The sequence below is a fragment of the Pseudoalteromonas sp. SR43-7 genome (assembly GCF_014163785.1).
Classification (GTDB): domain Bacteria; phylum Pseudomonadota; class Gammaproteobacteria; order Enterobacterales; family Alteromonadaceae; genus Pseudoalteromonas; species Pseudoalteromonas distincta.
This window is the reverse complement of the sequence record NZ_JACJDY010000023.1, coordinates 63,138-86,236: the sequence shown is the minus strand read 5'-3', so window position 1 is coordinate 86,236 and position 23,099 is coordinate 63,138. Positions and strand designations below refer to the sequence as shown.

The following is a 23,099-nucleotide window of genomic DNA, read 5'->3' as shown; positions in this document are numbered from 1 at the left end:
GCATGTTTAAAGTACTTATGGCAAACTGATGTCTCAGGCATAGCAGTTGTGACTTATGTGGGTTGTGGTGATTTACATAAGATCATAAATTGCTGTGCCTGTCACGTTTTGGGGATTCGTCAGCCGCTAGGGCTGTTAATTAGGACTTTTAATTAGGGCATGTTGACCAAGTTACTTTAATTTATGGCTGCGGATAACGTAGCCTTAAACTCAAGTCTAAAAATACCACCAGTTAAATGTATGCTCTGCACTCATCGCGCCAACAAGTTGTAAGCTTATAAAACACTCTCAAGCTTAAATATTGCGCCAGGCGCTGAACTTGCTCGCGCAAGGAGCGAAGCTTCTAATTACTAAGGCGCATTTTAGGGGGATAAGAGTGTAAGTAATACGGTAAAAAAGCAGTTAATTATTTAGTTACTAAAACTGCGCCTCAAATATGAGGCGCTACTTTAAAACTTACTATTTGGTTTGCATGTTTTTAGCGCGTTCTTCTGCATCTATTAATGCTTGCGATTTAGGCGCGCGTTTTTTCTCTTCTATTTTGGGTTTTTCAGTCGAGTCAGGATCCCAGCTTGAGTCTAACGATAAGTTAGCAAATGGATTTTTACTGTCTGCTTTTTTAGGCTCACTTTGTGGCTCATCAACTGGCGGTGTTGTTTGTGCTTGCTCAGGTGTTGCGCTTTGTTTTTTAGGCATCGGCTTTTCACCAGGTAATGGTGCATCTGGGTTAAATGTACGTACCTCTGGTTCTTTAAAGTCTTGCTCTGTTGTATATGTAGTCGATTGGGCGTCAGATATTTGCTCTGGTACGTGTAAATCTACAACCGGTTCACTCGCTGTTACTGGCTCAGGAGTACTAATAACCGGCTCTACAGTGTTGTGTTCGGCTTCTATTGGCGCAGGCTCCGTTATATGAGCAGTATGATGCTTACGTTGTTTTTTTACAGGCTTTGCATCTGGATCAAAGTCGCGTACTTCTGGCTCATTAAAGCTGCTGGCATTTTTAATACGCTCTAAGGTTGTTTTTGCTGCTGCTTCAAACTGGGCTGTATTAGGCTCAGGTTTTTGTTTTACTTCGTTAAACGTAGCGGTACTTGTTTGCTCTAAAGTATCAATTGAGTTAAGCGGTGTAGGCTCAATTTCGCTTGTTTGCACTTGTGTAGCTACGTTGTTTTGCTCATCTGAAATTTGCGGTGGTGTATGTTCAATATCAGCATTTTGTGTAGTGTTCGTAGGCTCTAAAGGCTCTTCATTTGCCTCTACGCTGCTCTCAACTGGTTTATTATTTTGAGTTACTTCGTTGATGACAACAGGCTCAATCTCTGGCTCTTTTGTAGTTTCAGGTTTAGCTGGCGTAGCAATTTTTTCTGATTTAACTTCAGGTGGAGCCGCCATAGTCGGTTCTGCCATCACTTTACTTTGTTTTGCACGGCGCAGGCGCACGACTATCATAGCGCCAATAAGTACCACTATAACAAGTATTAAAGTGGGTAAAAGTAACGAGCTTGGGCTTTGTGCTACAGGTTGCGGCGCAATTACTGGCGCTGGTTTAGTTAACACCGGTGCTGGTTTTACAGGTACAGGCTTTTCAGGCGTAGGTTGAACGCTTTGCTCTGGCGTCGCCGGTTTTACTTGCTCTATCACAGCTTCGCTTTTTTGCTCTGTAACTACTTGCTCGGGTACTACTGTTGTTGGCTCTGCATCAATTACTATTTCGTTACTATTGGTATTTAGTTGATCGTTTATTTGTTGTTTTTGATCATCAGTTAAATTAAGTGTTTGCTCGTTGATGCTATCTTTAACAGCTTCTTCAGTGGGTTCAATTACAGGGGCAGGTTCAACAATTTTTGGTTGTGGCTGAGTAATAATCGCCGGCTCTGGCTCTATTATCTGTGGCTTTGGTTGTGCTTGAACTTCTTTTGGCTTATTACAGTTGTTTTTGTAATCACGCGCTGCCTTACGATATTTTTGACTCGCTTTATTATTACTATTTTGCTGCATTTCTTGTTTAATTAAAATGCACATAGCTTCGTTGTATGCAGCACTTTGCGCACTATAAAATAGGGCAAAGCAAAGGGTAAATCTAATTAGTTTTGATATCATAAAGTTATGCGCGCTTAAATATTAATAGTTTGATTTTAAGCGCAAAATTGAAAATTATCCAGAGTAATACGACTAATCAATAACCATAAGGCTGCGATATTCATCGTAAGCAAATTGGTCTGTCATACCGCTTATATAATCTTGAATTAATCTACAGCGATAATAAAATTCGTACGCTGCAAAGTGATCAGGCTCTTCTTGCATGGCATCTATTGCGTGTTGATAACTATTTAAGTGCTTTTTAGAGAGCTTTTTAACAAGTCGCGACTCAATTAATAAACGTGAATCGCCATTTAGTGCACGCTTAAAGTCATCGCTGTTTAATTGAAGTAGCGGCTTGTAGCAATCGAGCAAACCATTAATTATGCGATACCCTTGTAGCTCTAATTTTTCAACTTCTTTGTTTGAAAATACATGCTCAAGTGCCACTTGCTTTAGCATTTTGGTTACAGCGTGTAGATGGCTTCTATCTTCTAAAAGTGCTTGGTTAAAGTCGCCATGGTAAATAGGTTCTATATTTTCGATAAAGCGTTTTGCAGCGTGATTTACTAGCGGATGTAAAAGTGCTACGCGCAGGTATATAAAAAATTCGCTGTTAAAGTTATACGGTAGTGCTTTGGCGCGCTCATGTGCGTAGTCAACTGCTTTATCTACAAAAGTTTGGTGCTCTGTGTCGTCTATTGTTAGGTTTATGAGTGCTTTTTTATAATGACTTTTAAGCTGTGTACATAAGAATTCGGTGCTTATGATCCCTTTTTCAACAGCATCTTCTATATCGGCTAGGCAATACGAAATGTCGTCGGCGGCTTCCATTATATAACTTGCTGGATGGCGGCAATATTGCTCAATAGTGAGCTCTTTTTGTAGCGCTTCAACAAAGTTTTTTTCGCTGTAGTAGTAACCCACTTTCTTCATTAAGTAGTTTTTATTTTGCGGTATATCTTTTGTATCAAGCCCTGCAGGGCGAGTGTATTTTAAAATACCAGCACTTTGGCTGTAAGTTAAATTAAGCGTTTGCAACGAATGAATTATACGTATGCCTTGAGCGTTGCCTTCAAAGTTACAAATATCAAGCGCAAGGTGTTTAAAAACAACACCTATACCGGTATTGGGCTCTTTGCAGCGCTCGGGTGTTACGCTTGCTAGGTTGTTATTAAACCAGTGGTTTATTGCCGCTTCACCAAAATGTCCAAACGGTGGGTTGCCTATATCGTGCATTAGGCAGGCCATTTCTACTAAGCTTTCTAGGGGGCGCTCTAAATCGGTTAAGCCGTAATCTTTTTGTTGTTGGTAGCTTAAATTTGCAAAAATACGTTGCACTATAAAACGACCAACCTGTTGTACCTCAAGCGAGTGAGTTAAGCGCGAACGAACAGCTGCGTTGCGTTCAAGCGGAAACACTTGGGTTTTTTGCTGAAGCCTACGAATAGCGGCACTGTTAATAATCCGGCCACGGTCGCTTTCTAGCGCCATTTGTAAGTTAGAGGTTGTGCGATACATTCGTGCTGGCGTTATTTTTTTACTAAAATCTATGGTCATCTTTATACTTATCCTTTTTACAATTGATGACTGGCATAGTTTTTAGCACATAGTCATTTGTCTTTAATATACAGGGTTTAATCTATCAGTTTGTATCATAAAGTAACAACTTGCTTTAAAATAATTTTTTGAGTAATTGTTGTGCATTTATAGGTGTTTATAATGAAACAGTGGATTTTAAAGGCAGTATCAATTTGCCTAATGTTAGGAATGAACAGCGCATTTGCTGCAAAAGAGCAAACTGTGGTGCTTGTATCAATTGATGGCCTGCGTTGGGATTATATTGAAAAACACGGTGCGCCAAATTTAAAAGCAATGGCCGAGCGCGGTGTTCGCGCACAAAAACTAATACCTGTTTATCCAACTAAAACGTTTCCTAACCATATTTCTATTATTACGGGCTTACTGCCGGTAAACCATGGCATTGTTGATAATAGCTTTTGTGATAAAGCGCGTAAAAACGACTGTTACAGCATGGGCAAAGCATTGGGCGATAGCACTTGGGTGAAGGGGATTCCGCTTTGGAATTTAGCAAAAATGCAGGGACTTAAATCGGCTACTTATTTTTGGCCTGAGTCAGATGCGTTATTTAACGGCATGACACCAGATTACTTTTATCACTATTCTAAATACAGCGATTACCAAAGCCGTGTTGATCAAATTATTCAGTGGTTAAGTTTACCAAAATCACAGCGCCCACGTTTTATTGCGAGTTACTTTTCGCTAGTTGATAGCATGGGCCATGAGTTTGGACCAGACGCACCACAAACGCGAGATGCAGTTAAACAGCTTGATGAATTAATGGGACAATTACAAACTCGCTTAAGTAAATTAGAGCAAGAGGTAAACTTAGTTATTGTGTCGGATCACGGTATGGCGAGTATAGATCCAGATAAAAGCATTGATGTAACCACACTACCTAAAGATGAAAACTTTTTAGTTAAAAATACGGGCCCACGTTTACTTATTTATACCCAGCCTGATGCTAAAAATGCTGATATTGAAGGTTACAAAGCACGCTTACGAGATGCAGCAAACGGTCGTTATACAGTATTAACTGACGAACAATTAGCAGCGTATCATTACAATAAAGGCACCCGTGTAGGCGATATTGTGGTGCAAACTACAGCGCCAGCGGTATTTACCAATGGTAAAAAACCAACCTATTTAGGGACTCACGGTTATGCATATACCGAGGATATGGCAGCATCATTTATTGCTGTAGGCCCTGCATTTAAACAAGGTGTAAGCCTTAAAGAAGTGAGTAACCTTGATATTTACCCAGTACTTGCAAAAGTGATGGGGCTTAAATTGTTAAATAAAGTAGATGGCAATGGTAAAACATTAATGCCAGCAATTAAGCAAAAAGTGGTTGTGCATTAGCTTAATCTATAAGAGCGCGTAAGCGCTCTGCAGGGAAGAACATGTTAAAACTTTAAAGTGGGCTATTTAGCCCACTTTTTAATGCGCTACTTATTTAAAGTTAGCAATACTTGTTTTTGTAGCAGTAACCGTGCGAATTGCATACGCTTGGTTTGTAATACCAAATGCAATACCATTTACGCTCCAGTTAGGGTTAGAGAAGTAATCGTACTGAGTTGCGCTACCGTAAACGTGCGGGTAAGCCATTATACTTGCAAACTCGTTTTGTACGCCATGACCCATGCCATCTACATATACACCGCCAGATGTGTCACCTTGTTTGCGTGAATGCGCTAAACCTTGGTTATGACCAAGTTCGTGTACAAATGTAGTTGCACCACAATCAATTGCAGTGATTGAGTACATACGGCTGCTCATTGAGCTATATAGATTGCCATTAGTGCCTTGGCCAACCCACGCTAAACCACATGAAATAAGCCCATTGCCAGCACTTTGGCCAGTACCTAATACGGCAATCATGTCGGCCTTCCAATCGCTGCGTAAGCCATCTACGTAGCTGCTATTTGTAACCGAATCTAACCAATCCTCAGACGGCGTTACTGCGTAGTCACCTAAGTTTTGTTTGCCAACTAAGCGTAGTGTTATATCAACGCCATTTTGGCTATATACCTGATTACTAAAAGCAATTAGTTGATTTATTTTAGTGTCAATATTACTAGTTGCGGCAGCTGATTGGTCGGTATATAAAATACCGATATCGATTGTTTCTGCTTGCGCAACACTTGCTGCACATAATGCCGCAGCCAGTGCGGTTGTTGTGATTACTTTTTTCATTATTGTATTTCCTTACTCTTGTTGTGGTTGGAACTGTTTTTAACTTGGTTGAGATCATAAAAAGCAGACACACTAAAGCTGCCTTATAGTGCGGCTTTAATTGCTTTTTATATTTTTTGGTTAGCCATCAATTTTTGGTGCAAATATATCGATGCTTTTATCTGATTTGGGCTTTGGTGCGGTTACTTCATGCTCTATGTGGCTTTTATATAAATCGCGTTTTGCTGCAATCCATCCGTACTTACCTTTACTTTCGAATACATAGTTGCCAGAAGGTGCAGTAAATTGGCCATATAAGGCATCTTTACCTACCGTTAAAACGGTATTATGCATGCGACCGTCAACACCCACTATTTTACCAAATATGCTCTTATCGCCATTTTCAGACTCAACCACATTAGTCACTTCTGCGGTGAATGTTTCGGCTGTTTGCGGAATAGCTAAATCAAAATTTTCGCCAGTTTCTAACGCCTGTAAAGAATTTAAATCAAACTCAATGTAGGCTTCGTTATGTAAGTCGGTAGGTAAAACTTTTGCGTTTATAAGCACTTGCTTTGCTTTGTCGGATAGGCGATTTACGGCATCAAATTCCTCAAACGGTAAGCTGTTGTCTGGGGCAACAATGGGTTTTACGGTAATTGGATCTTTACTCATATCAATAGGTGCAGGGGGATGCGTATTGCGCGTTTTTTGTAAATCAATAGGAACAAAATCAATAGCAACAGGCGCGATAGGTTCGCCCGTTTCATCTGCATTAAAAAATAGCCCATAAACTGCAAATGCCGATAATGGTATAGCAATTAGTAAGACGACAGATCTCTTCATTTGTTTCTCTTTTAGTGTTTTTGGTTAACTATTTGTTACGTTTTATATTATTAAATGGATTAGATCAAGATAATAAATGTAACCGAAAAGAATTATTTCTTAATTTTATAATTCCTTATAAAATATAAGGATATTTATTTTTGGTGTGTTTTTTGCTCTTTTTAGTATTGGTTTTTAGTAGTGTTTACGCGGGCTTTGGCTCAGTTACAGGTACTTGTTTGTTTGGTTAAATACAATGGTTAAAAGTGACTTTTTGACGTTAATTACAATGAAAAATAAAAAGTGAATTTATTTCACCTTTTGTAAACCAATCGCTAATTGCAATGTAATTATTGGGCACGTATGTTGTGTGCTGCATAAATGCATTACGAGGAATTTATGAAGGTGTCTGATCAGTTGCTTAACCGAATTACAGCAGGACTTGTGGCTGTAATTATTGGTTTTTCGAGTTCTATTGCATTAATTTATCAGGTAGTGATAACCCTTGGTGGTACGTCCGATTTAGTAGCTAGTTGGATTTTAATGCTCGGTTTAGTGATGGGCACAACGTCAATTGGTTTATCGTACTATTACAAAGTACCTGTTTTAATTGCGTGGTCTACCACAGGAGCTGCATTACTTATTTCAAGTGCCCAAGGGTATAACTTAAATGAGGCTATTGGCGCGTTTATGCTCAGTGCATTGCTCGTGTTTTTGTCGGGGGTTACGGGCTGGTTTGAAAAAATAATGAATCGTATTCCAAGTGAGCTTGCATGCGCCATGTTGGCCGGCGTGCTTGTTACCTTTGGTATCGATGTGTTTAATTTTATGAACGACATGCCTTTAGTAATTGGCTTAATGGTCGTTATGTACTTTATTGGTAAACGCTTTTTTGCCCGCTTTGCTATGTTAAGCGTGCTTATTATAGGTGTATTACTCGCTTGGCAAATGGGCCATATTGATACCAGCGCGCTGCACTGGAAAATGAGCGAATTTGCTTATATTGAACCCGCTTTCCACTTGCAAGCATGTATTAGTATAGGTTTACCACTTTATATAGTTACCATGACTTCGCAAAATTTACCGGGTATTGCGGTTTTAAAAGCACATAAATATAAAGCGCCTATATCTGCATCTCTTAATGTTACTGGCTTTGTAAATATGCTTAGCGCTCCTTTTGGAGCCTACTCTATTAATTTAGCCGCTATTACCGCAGCTATATGTATGAGTGATGAGGCGGATAAAAATCATGATAAACGTTATTGGGCGAGTATAGCGGCTGGCGTATTTTATATTTTAATGGCGTTGTGCGCAGCTACATTAGTTGGCTTGGTAGCAAGTTTACCGCAGGCACTTATTTTAGCTTTGGCGGGCATTGCGCTATTTGGCACCATTGCTAATAGTTTGCAGCAAGCCCTTAGTAGTACTGAATATACTGAGGCCGCAATAGTCACCTTTTTAGTAACTGCATCTAACTTAACATTGCTCTCAGTAGGGTCTGCTTTTTGGGGGATTATAGCGGGTGTGCTAACGCTTATTATCACCAGGAAAGACTAAAAACTGTGAATATGTAAAGCGAAATTATTGCTCATATAGATGATTAAAATAGTTTAACCAAGCTTATTAAAAAGGCTGCAATTGCAGCCTTTAGTTTTACAAACAGGGTTTACCTAATCATAAGTATGATGGCGAGTTACGCTAAACCGATTAAGTATATGGTGCATAACATACACAACACATAAGCTTAAGATTATAGCCACAGATACCGAACTAAACCGGTACATTGCACTATAAACAAGATCTTGGCCTGGCCCGAGTGAATTTCCAAACAAAATACCAAATGTAGTCAATACACCAAAACCAATGCCAGGTATGCCTCCGCCTAAAATATGAAAGCGCGCAAAAACAAACGAAAGTATCCATAAAATAGCCATCGGAAAAAGTAAAAAATCAGAGTGACTATACAAAAATAGTTGCGATAGTAACGCTGCATTACAGCCTATAAGCGTTCCAATTGCTCGCTGCCAACCGGCCATACCTGCGGCTTTCCAGCACAATGAAAATAAAATAAGCACAGAAGCTGCCTGCGCAGATATTGAGTCTTGTAAATCAAGAACCTGAAAAACAACAAAAGAGAGCGTAGCCACGGTTGAGCATAACAATACCTCATGGCGAATACTTTCTTTTGCTTTAGCTGGCATTACTCGCCCGGGCCTTGCTGTTACATCAGGGAATAGGCCATGCATTAATGCTCCAATAATAACGGTTAAAAATATAGCCAAACCATTAGTTAAGATTAACGGATAAATACTGCTTCCTTGATCAACATAGCTGGAAAAATGTAGCTGAATAGAAAGACTGATCACGCCCAAAGCGCCAAATAAAAAGGCACTACCGCTACTCATTTTATGAAATAAAAAGCAGAAAACACCAAACACTAATAATGTCATAACGACTGGCAAGTGAGAAAACAATCCCTGCATTATCAGCACTATAAGTGCGCTAAATGCAGCAGATGCTATAAATTGATTTATAAGCCCACGACTTAACGTAGGTACCATGCCCAATATCAACATAGGATAAACGGTAAAAAATATACCATTGGGCCAGTTCATTAATTTACTAATAGTAAAGCCAAGGGTACACCCACCTGCAATGCGCAGTGCTTGGCGAAGGCCATTGGAGTCTAATTGTGGGCCTTGGCTAACAATTTGAGTCATAAAGCCTCCATTAATAAATGTAGTGTAACCAGCTAATAAACCTGATTTGTGCAGAGCCAAACCATTGCCCAATTGTTGATTCTGGTAATAATTGTACTGTTGCACGTGAGCCACTAGGCATGTTTGCTATTAAGTCTTGATGATTTATGAGTTTTAAGTGAATGCGTTGACGCTGTGCATCACGCACCCAGCGATTACTGGTTTCTGTTGTACTTAGTAAACCATTAGCGCTAAGTTGACCACTGCTAACGCCTGCTTCAAATGTTTCAAGTATTGCGTCGTAAACTTCACCTGGGCGGCTATCAAATACTACGCGCGCTTGTGTGCCTTGCTTCATATTTGAGAGTGACTTTTCTCTAAAGTCGGCAACTAAATCTGCCTTTTTAGCAACAATAGCTAATAATGGGCTGCCTGCAACTGCGTATGCGCCGTCCAATAATTGCAAGTTAGCAACTACGCCATCACTTAATGCGCGCACTTTTGTGTAGGATAAATTTAGCTCAGCTTGCGCTAACTGGTTAGCAGCGTGGCGCATGGCTAAGTTTTTGTCCCCTGAGTCACCTCTAGCTAAAACCGCTTCAGCTAACTGCGCTTCAAGGGCAGCAACATTTGCTTTACTCGCTTCAAAATTAGCACGAATGCTTTCAAGTTCTTGCTCCGATATAGACTTTTGCTTATAGAGCTTTTCGCCTCTGCTTTTTAATAGTTTTTGCTCATGCTGTTTAGCGTTTGCAGCACTTATTTGTGCCTCAAGCGCTTTAACATTGGTATCAAGGCGTTTATTTTGTAATTTGGCATCATCAAGGGCGAGTTGAGCTTGTTCTTTAGCTAAATTATATGGGCCTTCATCGATACTAAATAATATATCGCCTGCTTTAACTGATTGGTTATTACTAACTTGCACACTAGTGACTCGGCCACTAATTTGCGGTGATATTTGCACAACAGGGTGATAAACACGTGCTTGTGGTGTCACAGGCAAAACCATATCGGCCACTAAATAGTAAATAAATACTAAGATAAACCCTATGAGAGAAAACCTTACATAGCGTGCAAACTTTTGATCCGGTGTCATTTTTAGCCTTACTTATTAACTTGAATACATTTAAGGGCGTTTTGCTCCATTTTGATCAAACCAAATGCAATCGCATCTAGTTGCTCAACAGATAAACCGCTGTATAACTGATTTTTTATATCGGAAATAGTCTCTTGCAATGAATGTAAAATGGCACCACTTTGCTCAGTAAAATAAAGTCTTTTACTGCGCTTATCATGTTTGTCTACACGGCGAACAATTAACGATTGCTCCTCTAATTGCTTAAGCGTACGAGTCAATGAAGGCATTTCTATCCCTAAGCTATTAGCAAGCTCAAGTTGTGTTAGTCCCTCACCACGCATACTAATATGCATTAGTGCAGTCCAGCGCGATTGAGTAAGCCCTAAAGGCTCAACCGCAATGGTTACCGCTTCGCGGCATAAGCGATGAACTCGGCCCATATCACCGATAACAGTTAAATCGAGCGTTTCGTGAAAAGGTTTGTGTGTAGGCATAGCCATCCCAACATAGTTAGCAAGCTAACTATTTTATCATTACTTAGCTTGCTAAGTAAATATATGAAAGAGAGGGAAATGGTAAAATATTTGCTAAACCTCACTTGTAAAAATGGTGAGGTTTAGCAGGAGTTTAAAAGTTAAGTAAATTAGCTGGGGAGTATTGATCGGTAAGTACTTTTGTATCTGCGGGCCAATCTTGATCGTTTTTAGTAAATTGCATAAATTGGCTAATCGCTTTTATGTCTATACCGTATTTTACTAATTTAGGGGCGAGAGCATTTACACGCGTGTTAATTTGCGCTTCGCTCGGCATTGATTTAAGTCCCGCTAAAATAATACGATTACTACGATTTTCGCGACTTACATTTATAAAGTCGCCAAATACAGCGTGGTAAGTTGCCGACTCATGTTCATAAAGTTTACTACTTGAAAACGTATTTGCAGCTATAACACCGCCTTCGGCTAATACGCTTTGTACTTCTTCAAAAAATTCTTTAGTAAGCAAATGCTCCGGAATATAGTCGCCGTTAAATGCATCCAAAATAATCCAATCATACTTTTGCTTTTTAATAGCGGCACGTTTTATAAAAATACGGCCATCTTGCACGCTTGATGTCACTAAATCGTTTTCTATAAAGTTAAAGTAATCGCGTGCAACTTTAGTTACTGCGGGATCTATTTCAACATTATGAATTTTTGCAGTGTGGTATAGCTCATGAATAACGTTAGAAAGCGTACCGCCACCTAGCCCTATAATAAGTACATTTTTAGGGTTATCGGCTACTAAAAGGCTCGCAAAAGTCAATTTTGTGTAATTAAAAACAAGTTTGTCGGGATTGTTTTTATACATACAGCTTTGGCTTGTTTGGCTACTTTTAGTATTAAATTTAAGGCAACGTAAGTCGCTCGTTTCTTCAACAATAATATTGCGATAAAGCGAGCGCTCTTCGTGGATAACTTTACTGCACGCAAAACCGGAAAATGCAATTAACGGCAGTAGTAAATATTTAAGCATGAGCAAGCTCCTTATTATTAGCCAAGGTATTAATTACAATCGCGACTAAACCCAGTGACCCAAGCGTTAGAGCAAAGGCGCTAATAATAGTATTTACGTCAAACGCGAGTACAAAGTAAAACGAGGTAATTATAGTACCCAGTGCACTGCCAAGCGTACTTACAAAGTATAAACGCCCAGCGACTTGGCCGCTTTTATCGCTATCTGTTACCAGTAAGCGCACAGAGTAGGGCGAGATCATGCCTAAAATAACGGTAGGTATAAAAAATAAAGCAGTTGACGCTAAGAGTGAACCGTAGCGGCTATCTTCAATATGGGTAAATATAAATTCCATTATTGGCTGCGAAAATAATGTAATAGGCACCACCATAATGCTGGCTATTAAAAATATTAAACCATATTTGGTAAGTGATGCATTTTTAGTGCTGAGTTTACCGCCAAGTAAATACCCAAAAGATAAACTAAGCATAAATACTGTAATTATACTGCCCCAAATATGTACGCTACTACCAAAAAAAGGGGCGAGAATTCTCCCTCCTAAAAGTTCAATCCCCATAATGCAAAAACCGCTGCAAAAAGCTAAAAAGTAAATTAACGCGTTTGTTTTTATGCTCATGTAATTATCGTTATGTAACTTAAGTAGAACACTATACTAACGTGATGACACGGCAGTCGCTAGTGCATTAATTAATCGCTCAGTGATTTTTTAAAAAGAAGTTTTGTTATAAAGTAACACATGCTACAATTTTGTTATACTATAACACTTGCTTAGTTAATCAATCACATGAAGTACTCTTTAATTTATTTAGCCTGCCTAGGAATTAGTGCGCCCAGTATTGCGCAAGATCAAAAAGAAGAAATCGAAAAAATATCTGTCACTTATAAACAAGCTTATCGCGGTGATATTCCTCAAAAGCAAATGCCACAATCTATAGTTAGTATTAATAGTGCTGAGCTTAATAAAAAAGGAATTACTCAACTACAAGATGCGCTTGATTTTTCAGCTAGTATTTCACGTAAAAACAATAGTGGTGCATTGTGGGATAGCTTTTCTATTCGTGGCCTTTCGGGTAACGAAAATATGCCATCGGGCTATTTAGTTAATGGCTTTAGCGGTGGGCGTGGTTTTAGCGGCCCGCGTGATGTATCTAACATTGATTACATTGAAGTACTAAAGGGCCCAGGTTCAGCACTTTATGGGCGATCAGAGCCAGGCGGGACTGTAAATATTGTAACTAAAAAGCCACAGTTTGACTCACAAGGCGAGATAAAGCTAAGCTTAGGCAGCGACAGTTTTAATCGCGTTGAAGGCGATTACACCAGCGGCATTAACGATACCACCGCGTTTAGAATAAATGGCGCATGGCAAGATAGTGACAGCTACCGCGATGAGGTATACACCAATAAAAAGGTGATTACGCCGTCTATATATCATCAAATAAACGCATCGACCAGTGTAACTTATGAGTTTGAATATGTTGACTTAGCTCAGCTATTCGACCGTGGTGTTGTCGTACTCGATAACGATTTTGACACACTACCAAGCTCGCGCTATTTAGGTAACCCAAACGATGGAGACACTCAGGTTTACTCTCGAGGCCACCAAATTACGCTTAACCACGATATTAACGAGGAATTGTCACTCGTTGTAGGTGCAAATTATCGAGACTCTAGCTTAACGGGTTTTTCGTCAGATGCAGAACTTTCGCCATCGCGCCAATCGTTATTTGACGATGGCCGCACACTTACTCGCCAGCAGCGCTATCGCGACTACGAGGTAGAAGATTTAAGTGTAAAGTTTGAGCTAAGCGGCAGTGTAGACACAGCCGGTATTACGCACCATATGTTAATAGGTGCTGATGCATACAAGTACGATTTACGCACTGCGCTTTCTCGCTATCGAGGCGGTAACGGCACTTATACTGTTGATATTTTTGAGCCAAACTACGATGTTGAACGCCCACCAGTAAGCTTGCTTTACGAAAACGACGAAGAGCAAAAGGCGTACGGTATTTATGTTCAAGACCAAATGGATATTACCGACAAATTTAAGCTATTAGTGGGCCTAAGGTTTGACAGCGTAGACCAAGATATTTTAGAAACAAACAGCGGTGTGTTTTCGACCAGCTCTGAAAGCCAAATAAGCCCACGCGTTGGCGTAGTGTACGAACTAAATAATACTATAACCTTTTACAGCAGTTACTCTGAAGGCTTTTTACCACTGAGCGGTACTGATGCAAACGGCGACCCGTTTGGCTTTGAGTACAGCGACTCGTTTGAAGTTGGTGCTAAGTTTGAATACTTAGGTGTAAACGGTACTGTGGCATTTTTTGATGCTTCTAAAAGTAATATGTTAGTAGCAGACCCTGTAAACGTTGGTTTTTCGGCTCCCATTGGTAAAGCTGATAGCAAAGGGTTTGAGCTTGATTTAAGTACCTATATTACCGATGCAACAGCATTTAACTTATCGTACGCCTATATAGATGCCACCACAGCAAACGACATTATTAATGCCGATTGGGGCGTGCCAATAGAAAAAGGCAGCCCACTGGTAAATGTACCAAAAAACAATCTAAACCTTACACTTAGCCATCAAACAGCATTAATGGGTAAAGAGCTTGAATTTGGTGCAAGTTACCAATATACCAGCAGCCGCCTAGGTGATGCCGCAGATTTGAGCTTTAGACTACCAAGTTACCAATTGGTCGGCCTGTTTGGTCAATTAAATTTAACAGATAAAACAGAGCTAAATGTGAGCATTAATAACATTTTTAATGAAGACTACGCTCAAAGTAGCTACAACGCTTTGTGGGTTTATCCGGGGGCGCCTACGCAATTTAAAATGTCGATAGCTTATAATTTTTAATAGCTTAGCTTATTAAGCTTTTAAACAGTTTTCATCCTGAAGCGCCTTAATTTAATAATTAAGGCGCTTTTTTATTTAAATTAAGGTTTCTTAAGTTTTCTTTAAGTTTCGCTCGCTAAGTTACAAACATACACTTTATATGAGCGATGTTTATGCAATTAGCACACCTACCTTCATCACCCGTTTATATTCAAAATAACTCACGCTTTGTTAGTGCTCGCGTTAATGATGAGCATAGAAGTGCGTTAGAAAACACAGTTAAAGAAGGGTTTTTAGTCGCTTACAACGCCACGCTTACCTCTTTTATGCCATTACTTTGCCAATACACGACAAACGAAGGGCAATGCACATTGGGTTTAAGGCAAGCAACTTCGCCATTATTTATTGAACAGTATTTAGCATCACCCGTTGAAGATTTTTTAAATGAGAGTATTTCTCGCAATAAAATTTTTGAACTTGGTAATCTCTGCTCTACAAATCGAAGAGCAACACTGGCACATTTTATTATTGTTAACGAGGCTCTACAAAGTGTAGGGGCAAAACATTTGGTGTTTTGTGCAACCAACAAAGTGCGTGCTTTATTGCGCTTACTTGGTGTTACGTGTACCGAAATTGCACTTGCGAGCAGTTTTGTAGTTGAGAATCCATTAAAGTGGGGCAGTTACTACGCTAACCAACCAACAGTATGTATTGCGAGCCTAGAGCAAGCTCACCAACAAGTATTAAATACCCCAATGCTTTTTAGTTTGATGCAGCAAAACCACTCAAATATCAATTCTTTGGTAAATGCGTTGGTGAATGTATGAATTACTATAATACCCATGCAGTATCGGCATTAATTATTGCCCATAATAAAGAGCAAACACTTGAAATTAACGGTGGTGAGTTTAACCAGCAAATACAAAAAATAGTAAAAATACTACAAAGCTTTAACGGCAAATGTATCGCTTATAAGCTCGATAATACGCCAGCTTGGCTTGTTATTGATGCCGCTACTGCGGTTTTTAATAAAGTGGCTGTGCCAATTGCTCACTTTTTTAGTGAACAACAAACTCAATATGTACTAGCGCAATGTGGCGCTAATATATTTATGAGCGACACGCTAAACCCTTTATTTGGGGAACCGACTGCATCAATTACTTTATTTGATTTTTACACATTATATATTTACGAAATCGCTGTAGCTAACCCCGGCAGTTATTTTCCAGAAACTCAAAAAGTAACGTTTACATCAGGATCGACTGGGCAACCAAAGGGCTTGTGTTTATCTGCAAAGAGCCAAATGCAGGTAGCTCAATCTCTGTGCGATAAAATTAACATTAAAAAGCCTGTGCATTTATGTTTATTGCCGCTTGCTGTATTGCTTGAAAATATAGCCGGTGTGTATGCCCCTTTAAAAAGTGGCGGTACAGTGCATTTAATGCCGTTAAATGAATTAGGCTTTGTTGGAACTACATTAAAACAGCCCGCACAGCTTATAGCTGCTATTGATAAAGTTAAGCCAAATACGCTTATTTTAGTGCCTGAACTATTAGCATGCTTAGTTACTTTTGCAGAGCAAGGGTGGCAACCGCCTAGTTCGTTACAGTTTATTGCCGTAGGTGGTGCGCGTGTCAGCGAAATGCTATTAACCAAAGCGCGTAGCTTAAATTTACCGGTATACCAAGGTTATGGCCTTTCTGAGGCGGCATCTGTAGTTAGTTTAAATACGCCCACAAACGACAATCTCAAAAGTGCCGGCTCTGTGTTACCTCATATTCGAACCAAAATTGAAAATGGCCAGCTTTTTATAAAAGGCGATTTGTTTTTGGGTTACTTGAATCATCAACCTCACAACAAAAACCAGTGGTATGCAACTGGCGACCTGGTCGAACAGCATCAAAATACCTTATTTATTAAAGGCCGCCTAAAAAACCTAATTATTACCAGTATGGGTCGCAACATCAGTGCCGAGTGGCCTGAATCACTATTACTCAGCCAAAGCGGTATTTTACAAGCGGTTGTGTTTGGTGAAGGTCGACCTTTTTTAACCGCCATTATTTACGCCGATTCAAAGCTAAGTAACCCAGCGTTAGCGCAATACGTTAACGCAATTAATAAACAACTACCCGACTATGCACGAATTCAAAAGTGGCATCGTTTAGCTGCCCCATTAAGTGTGCAACAAGGATTATTAACAACAAATAATCGCCCAAAACGAGGTGCCATAAGTAAGCAGTACCATGCTGTGTTTGAGCAATTTTACCGACTTGGAGAAGTAATTAATGAGTGATTTTTTTAACACCCTTAAAGAGCAAACTAAACAAGAACAAAACTACCTGCTTGCAGCGCCGATTATTCAGCGTGTTTTTAAAGGCGAAGCATCACTTGAAGAATACGCCTCGTTTTTAGCGCAAGCGTATCACCATGTTAAGCACACTGTGCCATTAATGATGTCGGTTGGTGCGCGATTAACCGACGATCAAGAGTGGCTGCGCGAAGCCGTCGCAGAATATATTGAAGAGGAAATAGGTCATCAAGAGTGGGTACTTAATGACATTGCAGCCTGTGGTTTTGACAAAGAAACAGTACGGTGTAGTCAGCCGCAATTTGCTACCGAAATGATGGTGTCGTATGCGTACGACTCCATTGCACGTAAAAATCCGTTAAGCTTTTTTGGCATGGTGCATGTGCTTGAGGGCACTTCTATAGCGCTTGCTGATGGCGCCGCTTCAAACATTGCAAATGCTGTGGGTTTACCTAAAAAAGCATTTAGTTATTTAACCTCTCACGGCGCGCTTGATATAGAGCATGTAAAGTTTTTTGAAAACCTAATGAACCAAATAACAGACGAGGCGGATCAGCAAGCCATACTTCATGGTGCAAAGCGCTTTTATCGTTTATACGGCGATATATTTCGTGGACTCGATGACGAACCATTTTTTAAAGCACGTGCACAAGGCAAATTGGCATGAGTAGTTCTTTGTGTGTGCTCACTGGTGCAACAGGCGGAATAGGGCAAGCGATTGCTAAAGCCCTACATGCAAAAGGGTGGAAGTTACTGCTTGTAGGGCGAAATACCCAAGCCCTTGAAGAGCTCAGTAGTGTATGCCCAGACAGTGAAATATTTACTGGCGATTTAACCGACGATACAACACGGATTAACTTAGCAATAAAAGCTAAGCAACTCGGCGGCGTTAAGTTACTTATTAACAATGCCGGTATAAATACAATGCAAAGCTTAGAGCACACAAGTAATGATCAAATAGATAATATACTCGTTACTAATTTGTCGGTGCCTATTAAATTATGCCAGCTATTTTTAGGGCAGTTAGCGTATACCAAAGGCACCATTGTTAACGTGGGCTCATCGTTTGGCAGTATTGGTTACCCGTTTCAAACACTTTATTGCGCCAGTAAATTTGGTTTACGTGGTTTTACAGAGGCGCTTTCGCGCGAACTAAACGGTTCGGGTGTTAAAGTCGCTTACCTAGCACCAAGAGCCACTGACACCACCATTAATAACAGCAAAACCCGTGCGCTGAATAAAGAACTCGGTAATAAAATGGACTCGCCAGAATTAGTTGCTCAAGAGTTATTAGCACTTATAAGTTCAAACCAAACAAGGCGCTTTATTGGTTTTCCTGAAAAATTATTTGCACGCATAAATGGCGTATTCCCAAACGTTGTTGATAACGCTATTGCAAAGCAACTTCCTAAAATTAAACGTTTTTTAAGTTAACAAACACACAAAGGCAAAATTATGTATAAATTTACACTCGCATTTTATTTAATACTAACCTCTGTATTTGCAACTGCAGTACACGCAGATGAAGCGCAAGACTTAACCGATATTCAACAAAAGTGGGCAATTGCTAATTACGAACTTGAAGACGATGCGCAAATAGACGCGTTTACACAACTAAGTGAGCAAAGCGCATTATTTGTTAAAAACTATCCAAGCTCAGCGCAAACACATATTTGGAATGGCATTGTGTTAGCTAGTTTTGCTGGCGCAAAAGGGGGCTTGGGCGCACTTGGTTTAGCAAAAGAAGCAAAAGCGTCACTCGAAAATGCACTTTCAATAGATGGCACTGCATTAAATGGCTCCGCTTACGCAAGCCTTGCAACGCTTTATAGCAAAGTACCTGGTTGGCCAATTGGTTTTGGTGATGACGACAAAGCTGAAAAATTATTTAAACAAGCGCTCGCTTTTAATCTCGAAGGCATTGATACTAATTACTTATACGGTGAATACTTGTATGACGAAGGCGATTATAAACAAGCTAAAGCGCGACTACTTGTAGCGCAAGCTGCTGGGATTCGTGATACTCGGGCAAAAGCAGATAAATATCGTCAACAAGCAATAAGTCAGCTATTGGCAAAAGTAGATAAAAAATTAAAAAGATAAACAGATAATGCATTTATTACTCGTTGAGGACGATCATTTAGTGGCGCAAGGACTTATTCGCTCTTTGCGCCAAGAGAGCTACAGCGTAGAGCACAGTGGCACAGTAAAGCACGCCTTAGAGTGCCTTTCTAGTGGTGAGATTGAGCTTGTTATTCTCGATTTAGGATTGCCTGATGGCGACGGCTCGCAAGTTTTAAAGCATATTAAAGCGCAAAAAAAAGTAATACCGGTGGTTATTTTAACTGCTCGCGGCAGTATTGACGACAAAGTCCAAGGGCTCGATATGGGGGCAGATGATTACCTTGCAAAGCCGTTTGACCCCGCTGAGCTATTTGCCCGTTTACGTGTAGCAAGCCGGCGCATTAACCAAACGCAATCATGCTTATTGCGCTGTGGTGATGTAGTAATGGATACTTCTGCTCATACAGTTAAACTAAGTGGGCAGTCACTTACACTACCGCGAAAAGAATATATGCTTTTAAAAGCGCTGATGGAAAATCAGGGAAGGGTACAATCAAAACAACAACTCGAAAACAAACTTTACCAATGGGGTGAAGAAGTTGGCTCTAATGCCATAGAGGTGCATATTCATCATCTTCGTAAAAAATTCCCTAGTGATTTTATTAAAACCTTACGTGGCATTGGCTACGTGGTTGGTAAGCGTTAGAGTGTATTTGTTTTTCGAGGTTGAAAATGTCTATTCGTAAACGTCTGACCTTAATTTTACTTTCAATGATGGTGCTAACTTGCTTTTTAGCATTAGTAAAAGGCTATCAAAAAAGTATGCACCACGGCGAAATTTTGCTTGATGATGAGCTTAAAATAGTGGCTGGCGTTTTAATTGAGCAACCATTGGCACTAAGCACAGATGCAGTACAAGTAAGTAATAATAGCGCTCAGTTGTTGTATCAAATTTGGCAAAATAATAATTTACTTAGTGGCTCATCGAGTTTAACGAATAACCAAATTAGTTTTAGCGAGGGCTTTCAAACGGCCAATCTAGCAGGGCAGCGTATGCGGGTATTTGTGATGAGTAAAAACACCCGTAAAGTCATCGTTGCTGAACCAATGGCAAAGCGTTTTGAATTAGCTGAAGCCGTTATTTTATCCGCAATGTTACCTATGCTATGGGCAGTCCCTCTGCTTGCTATTTTTATTAGCTTTTTTGTTAAATACGCATTAGCCCCTCTTACCCGATTATCTAAGCAGTTGGCGTCTCGCCAAGCTAACGATTTTACGCCAATTAACTGGCAAGTAACCGATGAAGAAATTAAACCGGTTATTAATCGTTTAAACGACTTATTTAAACGCGTAGAAACTGCCTACTTACGGGAGCGATTTTTTGCCTCAGATGCAGCCCATGAGTTACGTACCCCGCTTAGTAGTTTAAAAATTAACGTACATAATTTGGCTAATAAACAAAGTAATCTGCAAGACCATCAAGAATTACAAGCTATGTCGCAGGGCATTAATCGCTTAAGTAATATTGTCGAGCAAATGCTAATTTTAGGGCGCACTCAGCCTGAACAATGGCAGAGGCAGTTTAGCGAGCAATCATTGCTAGCGATTACTCAGCAAGTCGTATCGGATCAATACGACAAAATAGATGAAAAAAACCAAACCATTAGTCTTGAAGGCGATGATTTTGTAATTAATGGTGATGAATTTACATTAACCACACTCATCGCTAATTTACTTAGCAATGCCATAAAGTACACACCCAATAATGGTCAAATTATAATTAAATTAGTATCAAGTAATAACGGCTTTAGTTGGCAAATTGATGATTCTGGTGCGGGTATGACTGAACAGCAAAAAGAGCGAATATTCAATCGTTTTTATCGAGTAGGAGGTGATCAGCATCCATCAGGCGAGCAAGGTGCCGGTTTAGGTATGGCGATTGTTCAACACATAATTGCTATTTATGGCGCAACTATTCATTTAGCGAATAGCCCTTTAGGCGGACTAACCGTTAAGGTTACTTTTACAGGAGTGAAAAGTGACTAAACGTTTATTTAATCGGTGCCTTTGTTGTTTGCTATTTTTGTCGTTTAACGCGGTGAGTAAAGAGTACCTTATTATTTTAAAAGATCATTTGTTTTATCCCTCGCAAATTACCATTCCCGCGAATAAAAAAGTAAAACTATTGATAGAAAACCAAGATAGCACACCAGAAGAGTTTGATAGCTTTGATCTAAACAGAGAAAAAGTACTCTACCCAAACCGTAAAAGCATTATTTATATAGGACCGCTTAGTAAAGGGTATTACGAATTTTTTGGTGAGTTTTCGCCCAATACAGCAAGGGGCGTTGTAATAGTTGGTGATGAGGAGGCGCAGCATGCTAATAACTAGTTTAGTCATGAGCCTTAATCAATTACTACCTGTGGCTATTTTATTAGTGCTACTACAAGTAGTTAAAAAACAAAGCGCTTTAAAAATAGGGTCTGCTTTATTAATTGGCGCGCTCATGTCGTTTTTGTACATGCAAAGTGCATCATGGGTGAGCCAGTGGTTTGAACACCAAGGGTTAGAGTACTCACAAATAGGGCTATGTATTACTATATTTATAGCCGTATTAGTATTTGCAATAAAACAAAAATCAGCGGCTTTTTATATTGCTGTTATAAGCACAATAACATTGTATTTAAGCCACTATATTATTTACCTCACCAGTTTTTGGCAAAGTAATGATGCAGGGCAAAGCTTATTTATTGGCACTTTATTAGGTGTTGGAATTTGTTTAAGTTTTAGCGTATTGCTGTACTTTTTAATGAATGCAATTAAGCACCGCTTTGGTATGTATCCGCTTTTTACTTTGCTTGCTTTTAACAGCGCGGCTAAGTTATTAGTTGCACTGGATTTGGCAAGCCAAATAGACTTAATTACCAACACCGCAACCGTGTGGGATTTACGCGATGTATTAAGCGAAAACTCTGAGCTCGGGCGCGTACTGCGCGCCCTTGTTGGTTACGAGGCTACCCCGGATCTAATGAGTGTACTTATATATAGTACAAGTAGCGTGATATTTTTATCACTTTGTTATGTTATTTCGGCTTCAATATCTAAGGAACGTGTATGAAAGCACTCAACCTATATTTAGCGCTTAGCTTTACCGTTTTTTGTTTGTTGGTACTTTCAATCCCAGCAAAGGCCGATGGAATTGTTGTTGATAAGGTATATCACCCCTATGTTTTACCTTTTGAGCGAGAGTTTGAATGGCGGTTAGTGTCGCACCAAACAGATAGTGGCAACATACTAGCGCAGCGTTTGGGTGGTGGCGGTGCTATTAACGATACAATGGCACTAGAAGGCTATTTAGTTGGTGAGCGAGATGACAACGGCGACTTTGGTTTAGAAGCTTATGAGCTTGAACTACGCTTGCAATTAATTGAACAAGGTAAATTATGGGCTGATTGGGGGGCATTATTTGAGCTTGAAAAAAAACATAATGAAGATGTGTATGAAGCAACTTCGGGTTTTGTGATCGAAAAAGAGTTTGGCAAAACAAGCTTAACTATGAATGCTTTTTTGGTTTACGAGTGGGGGCAGGATATTCAAAATGAATGGGAAAGCGAGTTTAGAGCGCAATATCGCTATCGCTACCGTTCTGCTTTTCAGCCATCTATTGAGGTGTACGTAGGTGAAGACTTTATTGGTATAGGGCCTGGGTTTATAGGTTTGCAGCGTTTTGATGGACAAAAGCAGTTAAAATGGGAAGCGGGTTTTATCACTGAGATAAGCCAATCAGAAAAAAATCATAGTTTTAGGCTCGCATTAGAATTTGAATTTTAATAACCAATGAAAGCGGTTTTGGTTGTTTATCATTCTGATTGTAGATAGGTACTTGACATATTTTAAAAAATCTATATAGTGGGCTGCAGCTAGAAAGA

22 protein-coding genes are annotated in these 23,099 nt (G+C 39.7%); 13 read left to right on the top strand and 9 right to left on the bottom strand.

Annotated features, from left to right (window positions below):
• Positions 1-459: 459 nt before the first annotated feature.
• Both H5087_RS16410 and dgt read right to left on the bottom strand, forming a co-directional pair.
• Positions 460-2,103 (bottom strand): cell surface protein, encoded by a 1,644-nt coding sequence (locus tag H5087_RS16410; RefSeq protein WP_182672739.1) that lies wholly within the window; start codon positions 2,101-2,103, stop codon positions 460-462.
• Positions 2,104-2,175: 72 nt separating this feature from the next.
• Positions 2,176-3,642: a dGTPase gene (gene dgt / locus H5087_RS16405; protein ID WP_182672738.1), complete on the bottom strand. Its 1,467-nt coding sequence runs from the start codon at positions 3,640-3,642 to the stop codon at positions 2,176-2,178.
• A 162-nt stretch (positions 3,643-3,804) separates the two neighbouring features.
• On the opposite strand from dgt, the gene H5087_RS16400 reads away from it, so the two are divergent.
• On the top strand, positions 3,805-5,025 hold the full coding sequence (locus H5087_RS16400) for an alkaline phosphatase family protein (RefSeq protein WP_182672737.1): 1,221 nt from the start codon (positions 3,805-3,807) through the stop codon (positions 5,023-5,025).
• Positions 5,026-5,115: 90 nt separating this feature from the next.
• Here the strand turns inward: H5087_RS16400 and H5087_RS16395 are convergent, their stop codons facing one another.
• The gene (locus H5087_RS16395) at positions 5,116-5,859 is read right to left on the bottom strand and encodes a zinc-dependent metalloprotease family protein (RefSeq protein WP_182672736.1); all 744 of its coding nucleotides are present in this window, start codon (positions 5,857-5,859) and stop codon (positions 5,116-5,118) included.
• Positions 5,860-5,979: 120 nt separating this feature from the next.
• Positions 5,980-6,684, bottom strand: a complete 705-nt coding sequence (locus H5087_RS16390; RefSeq protein WP_182672735.1) for a hypothetical protein — start codon at positions 6,682-6,684, stop codon at positions 5,980-5,982.
• Positions 6,685-7,062: 378 nt separating this feature from the next.
• Between H5087_RS16390 and H5087_RS16385 the strand changes: the two genes are divergently transcribed.
• A complete protein-coding gene (locus H5087_RS16385; protein WP_182672734.1) occupies positions 7,063-8,220 on the top strand; it encodes a benzoate/H(+) symporter BenE family transporter in 1,158 nt (385 codons plus the stop codon).
• Positions 8,221-8,333: 113 nt separating this feature from the next.
• On the opposite strand, the gene H5087_RS16380 is transcribed toward H5087_RS16385, so the two are convergent.
• From H5087_RS16380 to H5087_RS16360, 5 genes are all read right to left on the bottom strand, one after another.
• Entirely contained in the window at positions 8,334-9,383 is a 1,050-nt protein-coding gene (locus H5087_RS16380; RefSeq protein ID WP_138490145.1) for a DUF2955 domain-containing protein, read from the bottom strand.
• Between the two features lie 10 nt (positions 9,384-9,393).
• Positions 9,394-10,458, bottom strand: coding sequence for an HlyD family secretion protein (locus tag H5087_RS16375; RefSeq protein WP_182672733.1), 1,065 nt, complete (start codon positions 10,456-10,458; stop codon positions 9,394-9,396).
• An 8-nt stretch (positions 10,459-10,466) separates the two neighbouring features.
• The gene (locus H5087_RS16370; protein WP_182672732.1) at positions 10,467-10,934 is read right to left on the bottom strand and encodes a MarR family transcriptional regulator; all 468 of its coding nucleotides are present in this window, start codon (positions 10,932-10,934) and stop codon (positions 10,467-10,469) included.
• Positions 10,935-11,067: 133 nt separating this feature from the next.
• Complete coding sequence (locus H5087_RS16365) at positions 11,068-11,952, bottom strand: spermidine synthase (protein WP_182672731.1); 885 nt, start codon at positions 11,950-11,952, stop codon at positions 11,068-11,070.
• Complete coding sequence (locus H5087_RS16360) at positions 11,945-12,568, bottom strand: fused MFS/spermidine synthase (RefSeq protein WP_039488814.1); 624 nt, start codon at positions 12,566-12,568, stop codon at positions 11,945-11,947. Before H5087_RS16360 ends, H5087_RS16365 begins: the two co-directional genes overlap by 8 nt.
• A gap of 168 nt (positions 12,569-12,736) precedes the next feature.
• On the opposite strand from H5087_RS16360, the gene H5087_RS16355 reads away from it, so the two are divergent.
• The 11 genes from H5087_RS16355 (at position 12,737) to H5087_RS16305 (ending at position 23,001) form a co-directional block, all read left to right on the top strand.
• Positions 12,737-14,818 (top strand): TonB-dependent siderophore receptor, encoded by a 2,082-nt coding sequence (locus H5087_RS16355; RefSeq protein ID WP_182672730.1) that lies wholly within the window; start codon positions 12,737-12,739, stop codon positions 14,816-14,818.
• A gap of 152 nt (positions 14,819-14,970) precedes the next feature.
• Positions 14,971-15,624, top strand: coding sequence for a thermostable hemolysin (locus tag H5087_RS16350; RefSeq protein WP_182672729.1), 654 nt, complete (start codon positions 14,971-14,973; stop codon positions 15,622-15,624).
• The gene (locus H5087_RS16345; RefSeq protein WP_182672728.1) at positions 15,621-17,090 is read left to right on the top strand and encodes an AMP-binding protein; all 1,470 of its coding nucleotides are present in this window, start codon (positions 15,621-15,623) and stop codon (positions 17,088-17,090) included. The genes H5087_RS16350 and H5087_RS16345 overlap by 4 nt, the downstream gene beginning before the upstream one ends.
• Complete coding sequence (locus H5087_RS16340; RefSeq protein ID WP_138490150.1) at positions 17,083-17,772, top strand: TenA family transcriptional regulator; 690 nt, start codon at positions 17,083-17,085, stop codon at positions 17,770-17,772. Before H5087_RS16345 ends, H5087_RS16340 begins: the two co-directional genes overlap by 8 nt.
• On the top strand, positions 17,769-18,539 hold the full coding sequence (locus H5087_RS16335; RefSeq protein ID WP_182672727.1) for an SDR family oxidoreductase: 771 nt from the start codon (positions 17,769-17,771) through the stop codon (positions 18,537-18,539). The genes H5087_RS16340 and H5087_RS16335 overlap by 4 nt, the downstream gene beginning before the upstream one ends.
• A gap of 21 nt (positions 18,540-18,560) precedes the next feature.
• The gene (locus H5087_RS16330) at positions 18,561-19,208 is read left to right on the top strand and encodes a hypothetical protein (protein ID WP_039488809.1); all 648 of its coding nucleotides are present in this window, start codon (positions 18,561-18,563) and stop codon (positions 19,206-19,208) included.
• A gap of 7 nt (positions 19,209-19,215) precedes the next feature.
• Positions 19,216-19,875 (top strand): response regulator transcription factor, encoded by a 660-nt coding sequence (locus tag H5087_RS16325; RefSeq protein ID WP_182672726.1) that lies wholly within the window; start codon positions 19,216-19,218, stop codon positions 19,873-19,875.
• Between the two features lie 26 nt (positions 19,876-19,901).
• Positions 19,902-21,215, top strand: coding sequence for an ATP-binding protein (locus H5087_RS16320; protein ID WP_182672725.1), 1,314 nt, complete (start codon positions 19,902-19,904; stop codon positions 21,213-21,215).
• Complete coding sequence (locus H5087_RS16315; RefSeq protein WP_182672724.1) at positions 21,208-21,561, top strand: cupredoxin domain-containing protein; 354 nt, start codon at positions 21,208-21,210, stop codon at positions 21,559-21,561. The genes H5087_RS16320 and H5087_RS16315 overlap by 8 nt, the downstream gene beginning before the upstream one ends.
• Positions 21,548-22,288, top strand: a complete 741-nt coding sequence (locus H5087_RS16310) for a hypothetical protein (protein ID WP_024595838.1) — start codon at positions 21,548-21,550, stop codon at positions 22,286-22,288. The genes H5087_RS16315 and H5087_RS16310 overlap by 14 nt, the downstream gene beginning before the upstream one ends.
• On the top strand, positions 22,285-23,001 hold the full coding sequence (locus tag H5087_RS16305) for a hypothetical protein (protein WP_182672723.1): 717 nt from the start codon (positions 22,285-22,287) through the stop codon (positions 22,999-23,001). Before H5087_RS16310 ends, H5087_RS16305 begins: the two co-directional genes overlap by 4 nt.
• The last annotated feature ends 98 nt before the right edge of the window (positions 23,002-23,099 follow it).

Bases quoted from the DNA above. Each gene is read 5' to 3' on its own strand.
- H5087_RS16410 (WP_182672739.1), bottom strand. From the start codon at position 2,103: ATGATATCAAAACTAATTAGATTTACCCTTTGCTTTGCCCTATTTTAT.
- dgt (WP_182672738.1), bottom strand. From the start codon at position 3,642: ATGACCATAGATTTTAGTAAAAAAATAACGCCAGCACGAATGTATCGC.
- H5087_RS16400 (WP_182672737.1), top strand. From the start codon at position 3,805: ATGAAACAGTGGATTTTAAAGGCAGTATCAATTTGCCTAATGTTAGGA.
- H5087_RS16395 (WP_182672736.1), bottom strand. From the start codon at position 5,859: ATGAAAAAAGTAATCACAACAACCGCACTGGCTGCGGCATTATGTGCA.
- H5087_RS16390 (WP_182672735.1), bottom strand. From the start codon at position 6,684: ATGAAGAGATCTGTCGTCTTACTAATTGCTATACCATTATCGGCATTT.
- H5087_RS16385 (WP_182672734.1), top strand. From the start codon at position 7,063: ATGAAGGTGTCTGATCAGTTGCTTAACCGAATTACAGCAGGACTTGTG.
- H5087_RS16380 (WP_138490145.1), bottom strand. From the start codon at position 9,383: ATGACTCAAATTGTTAGCCAAGGCCCACAATTAGACTCCAATGGCCTT.
- H5087_RS16375 (WP_182672733.1), bottom strand. From the start codon at position 10,458: ATGACACCGGATCAAAAGTTTGCACGCTATGTAAGGTTTTCTCTCATA.
- H5087_RS16370 (WP_182672732.1), bottom strand. From the start codon at position 10,934: ATGCCTACACACAAACCTTTTCACGAAACGCTCGATTTAACTGTTATC.
- H5087_RS16365 (WP_182672731.1), bottom strand. From the start codon at position 11,952: ATGCTTAAATATTTACTACTGCCGTTAATTGCATTTTCCGGTTTTGCG.
- H5087_RS16360 (WP_039488814.1), bottom strand. From the start codon at position 12,568: ATGAGCATAAAAACAAACGCGTTAATTTACTTTTTAGCTTTTTGCAGC.
- H5087_RS16355 (WP_182672730.1), top strand. From the start codon at position 12,737: ATGAAGTACTCTTTAATTTATTTAGCCTGCCTAGGAATTAGTGCGCCC.
- H5087_RS16350 (WP_182672729.1), top strand. From the start codon at position 14,971: ATGCAATTAGCACACCTACCTTCATCACCCGTTTATATTCAAAATAAC.
- H5087_RS16345 (WP_182672728.1), top strand. From the start codon at position 15,621: ATGAATTACTATAATACCCATGCAGTATCGGCATTAATTATTGCCCAT.
- H5087_RS16340 (WP_138490150.1), top strand. From the start codon at position 17,083: ATGAGTGATTTTTTTAACACCCTTAAAGAGCAAACTAAACAAGAACAA.
- H5087_RS16335 (WP_182672727.1), top strand. From the start codon at position 17,769: ATGAGTAGTTCTTTGTGTGTGCTCACTGGTGCAACAGGCGGAATAGGG.
- H5087_RS16330 (WP_039488809.1), top strand. From the start codon at position 18,561: ATGTATAAATTTACACTCGCATTTTATTTAATACTAACCTCTGTATTT.
- H5087_RS16325 (WP_182672726.1), top strand. From the start codon at position 19,216: ATGCATTTATTACTCGTTGAGGACGATCATTTAGTGGCGCAAGGACTT.
- H5087_RS16320 (WP_182672725.1), top strand. From the start codon at position 19,902: ATGTCTATTCGTAAACGTCTGACCTTAATTTTACTTTCAATGATGGTG.
- H5087_RS16310 (WP_024595838.1), top strand. From the start codon at position 21,548: ATGCTAATAACTAGTTTAGTCATGAGCCTTAATCAATTACTACCTGTG.
- H5087_RS16305 (WP_182672723.1), top strand. From the start codon at position 22,285: ATGAAAGCACTCAACCTATATTTAGCGCTTAGCTTTACCGTTTTTTGT.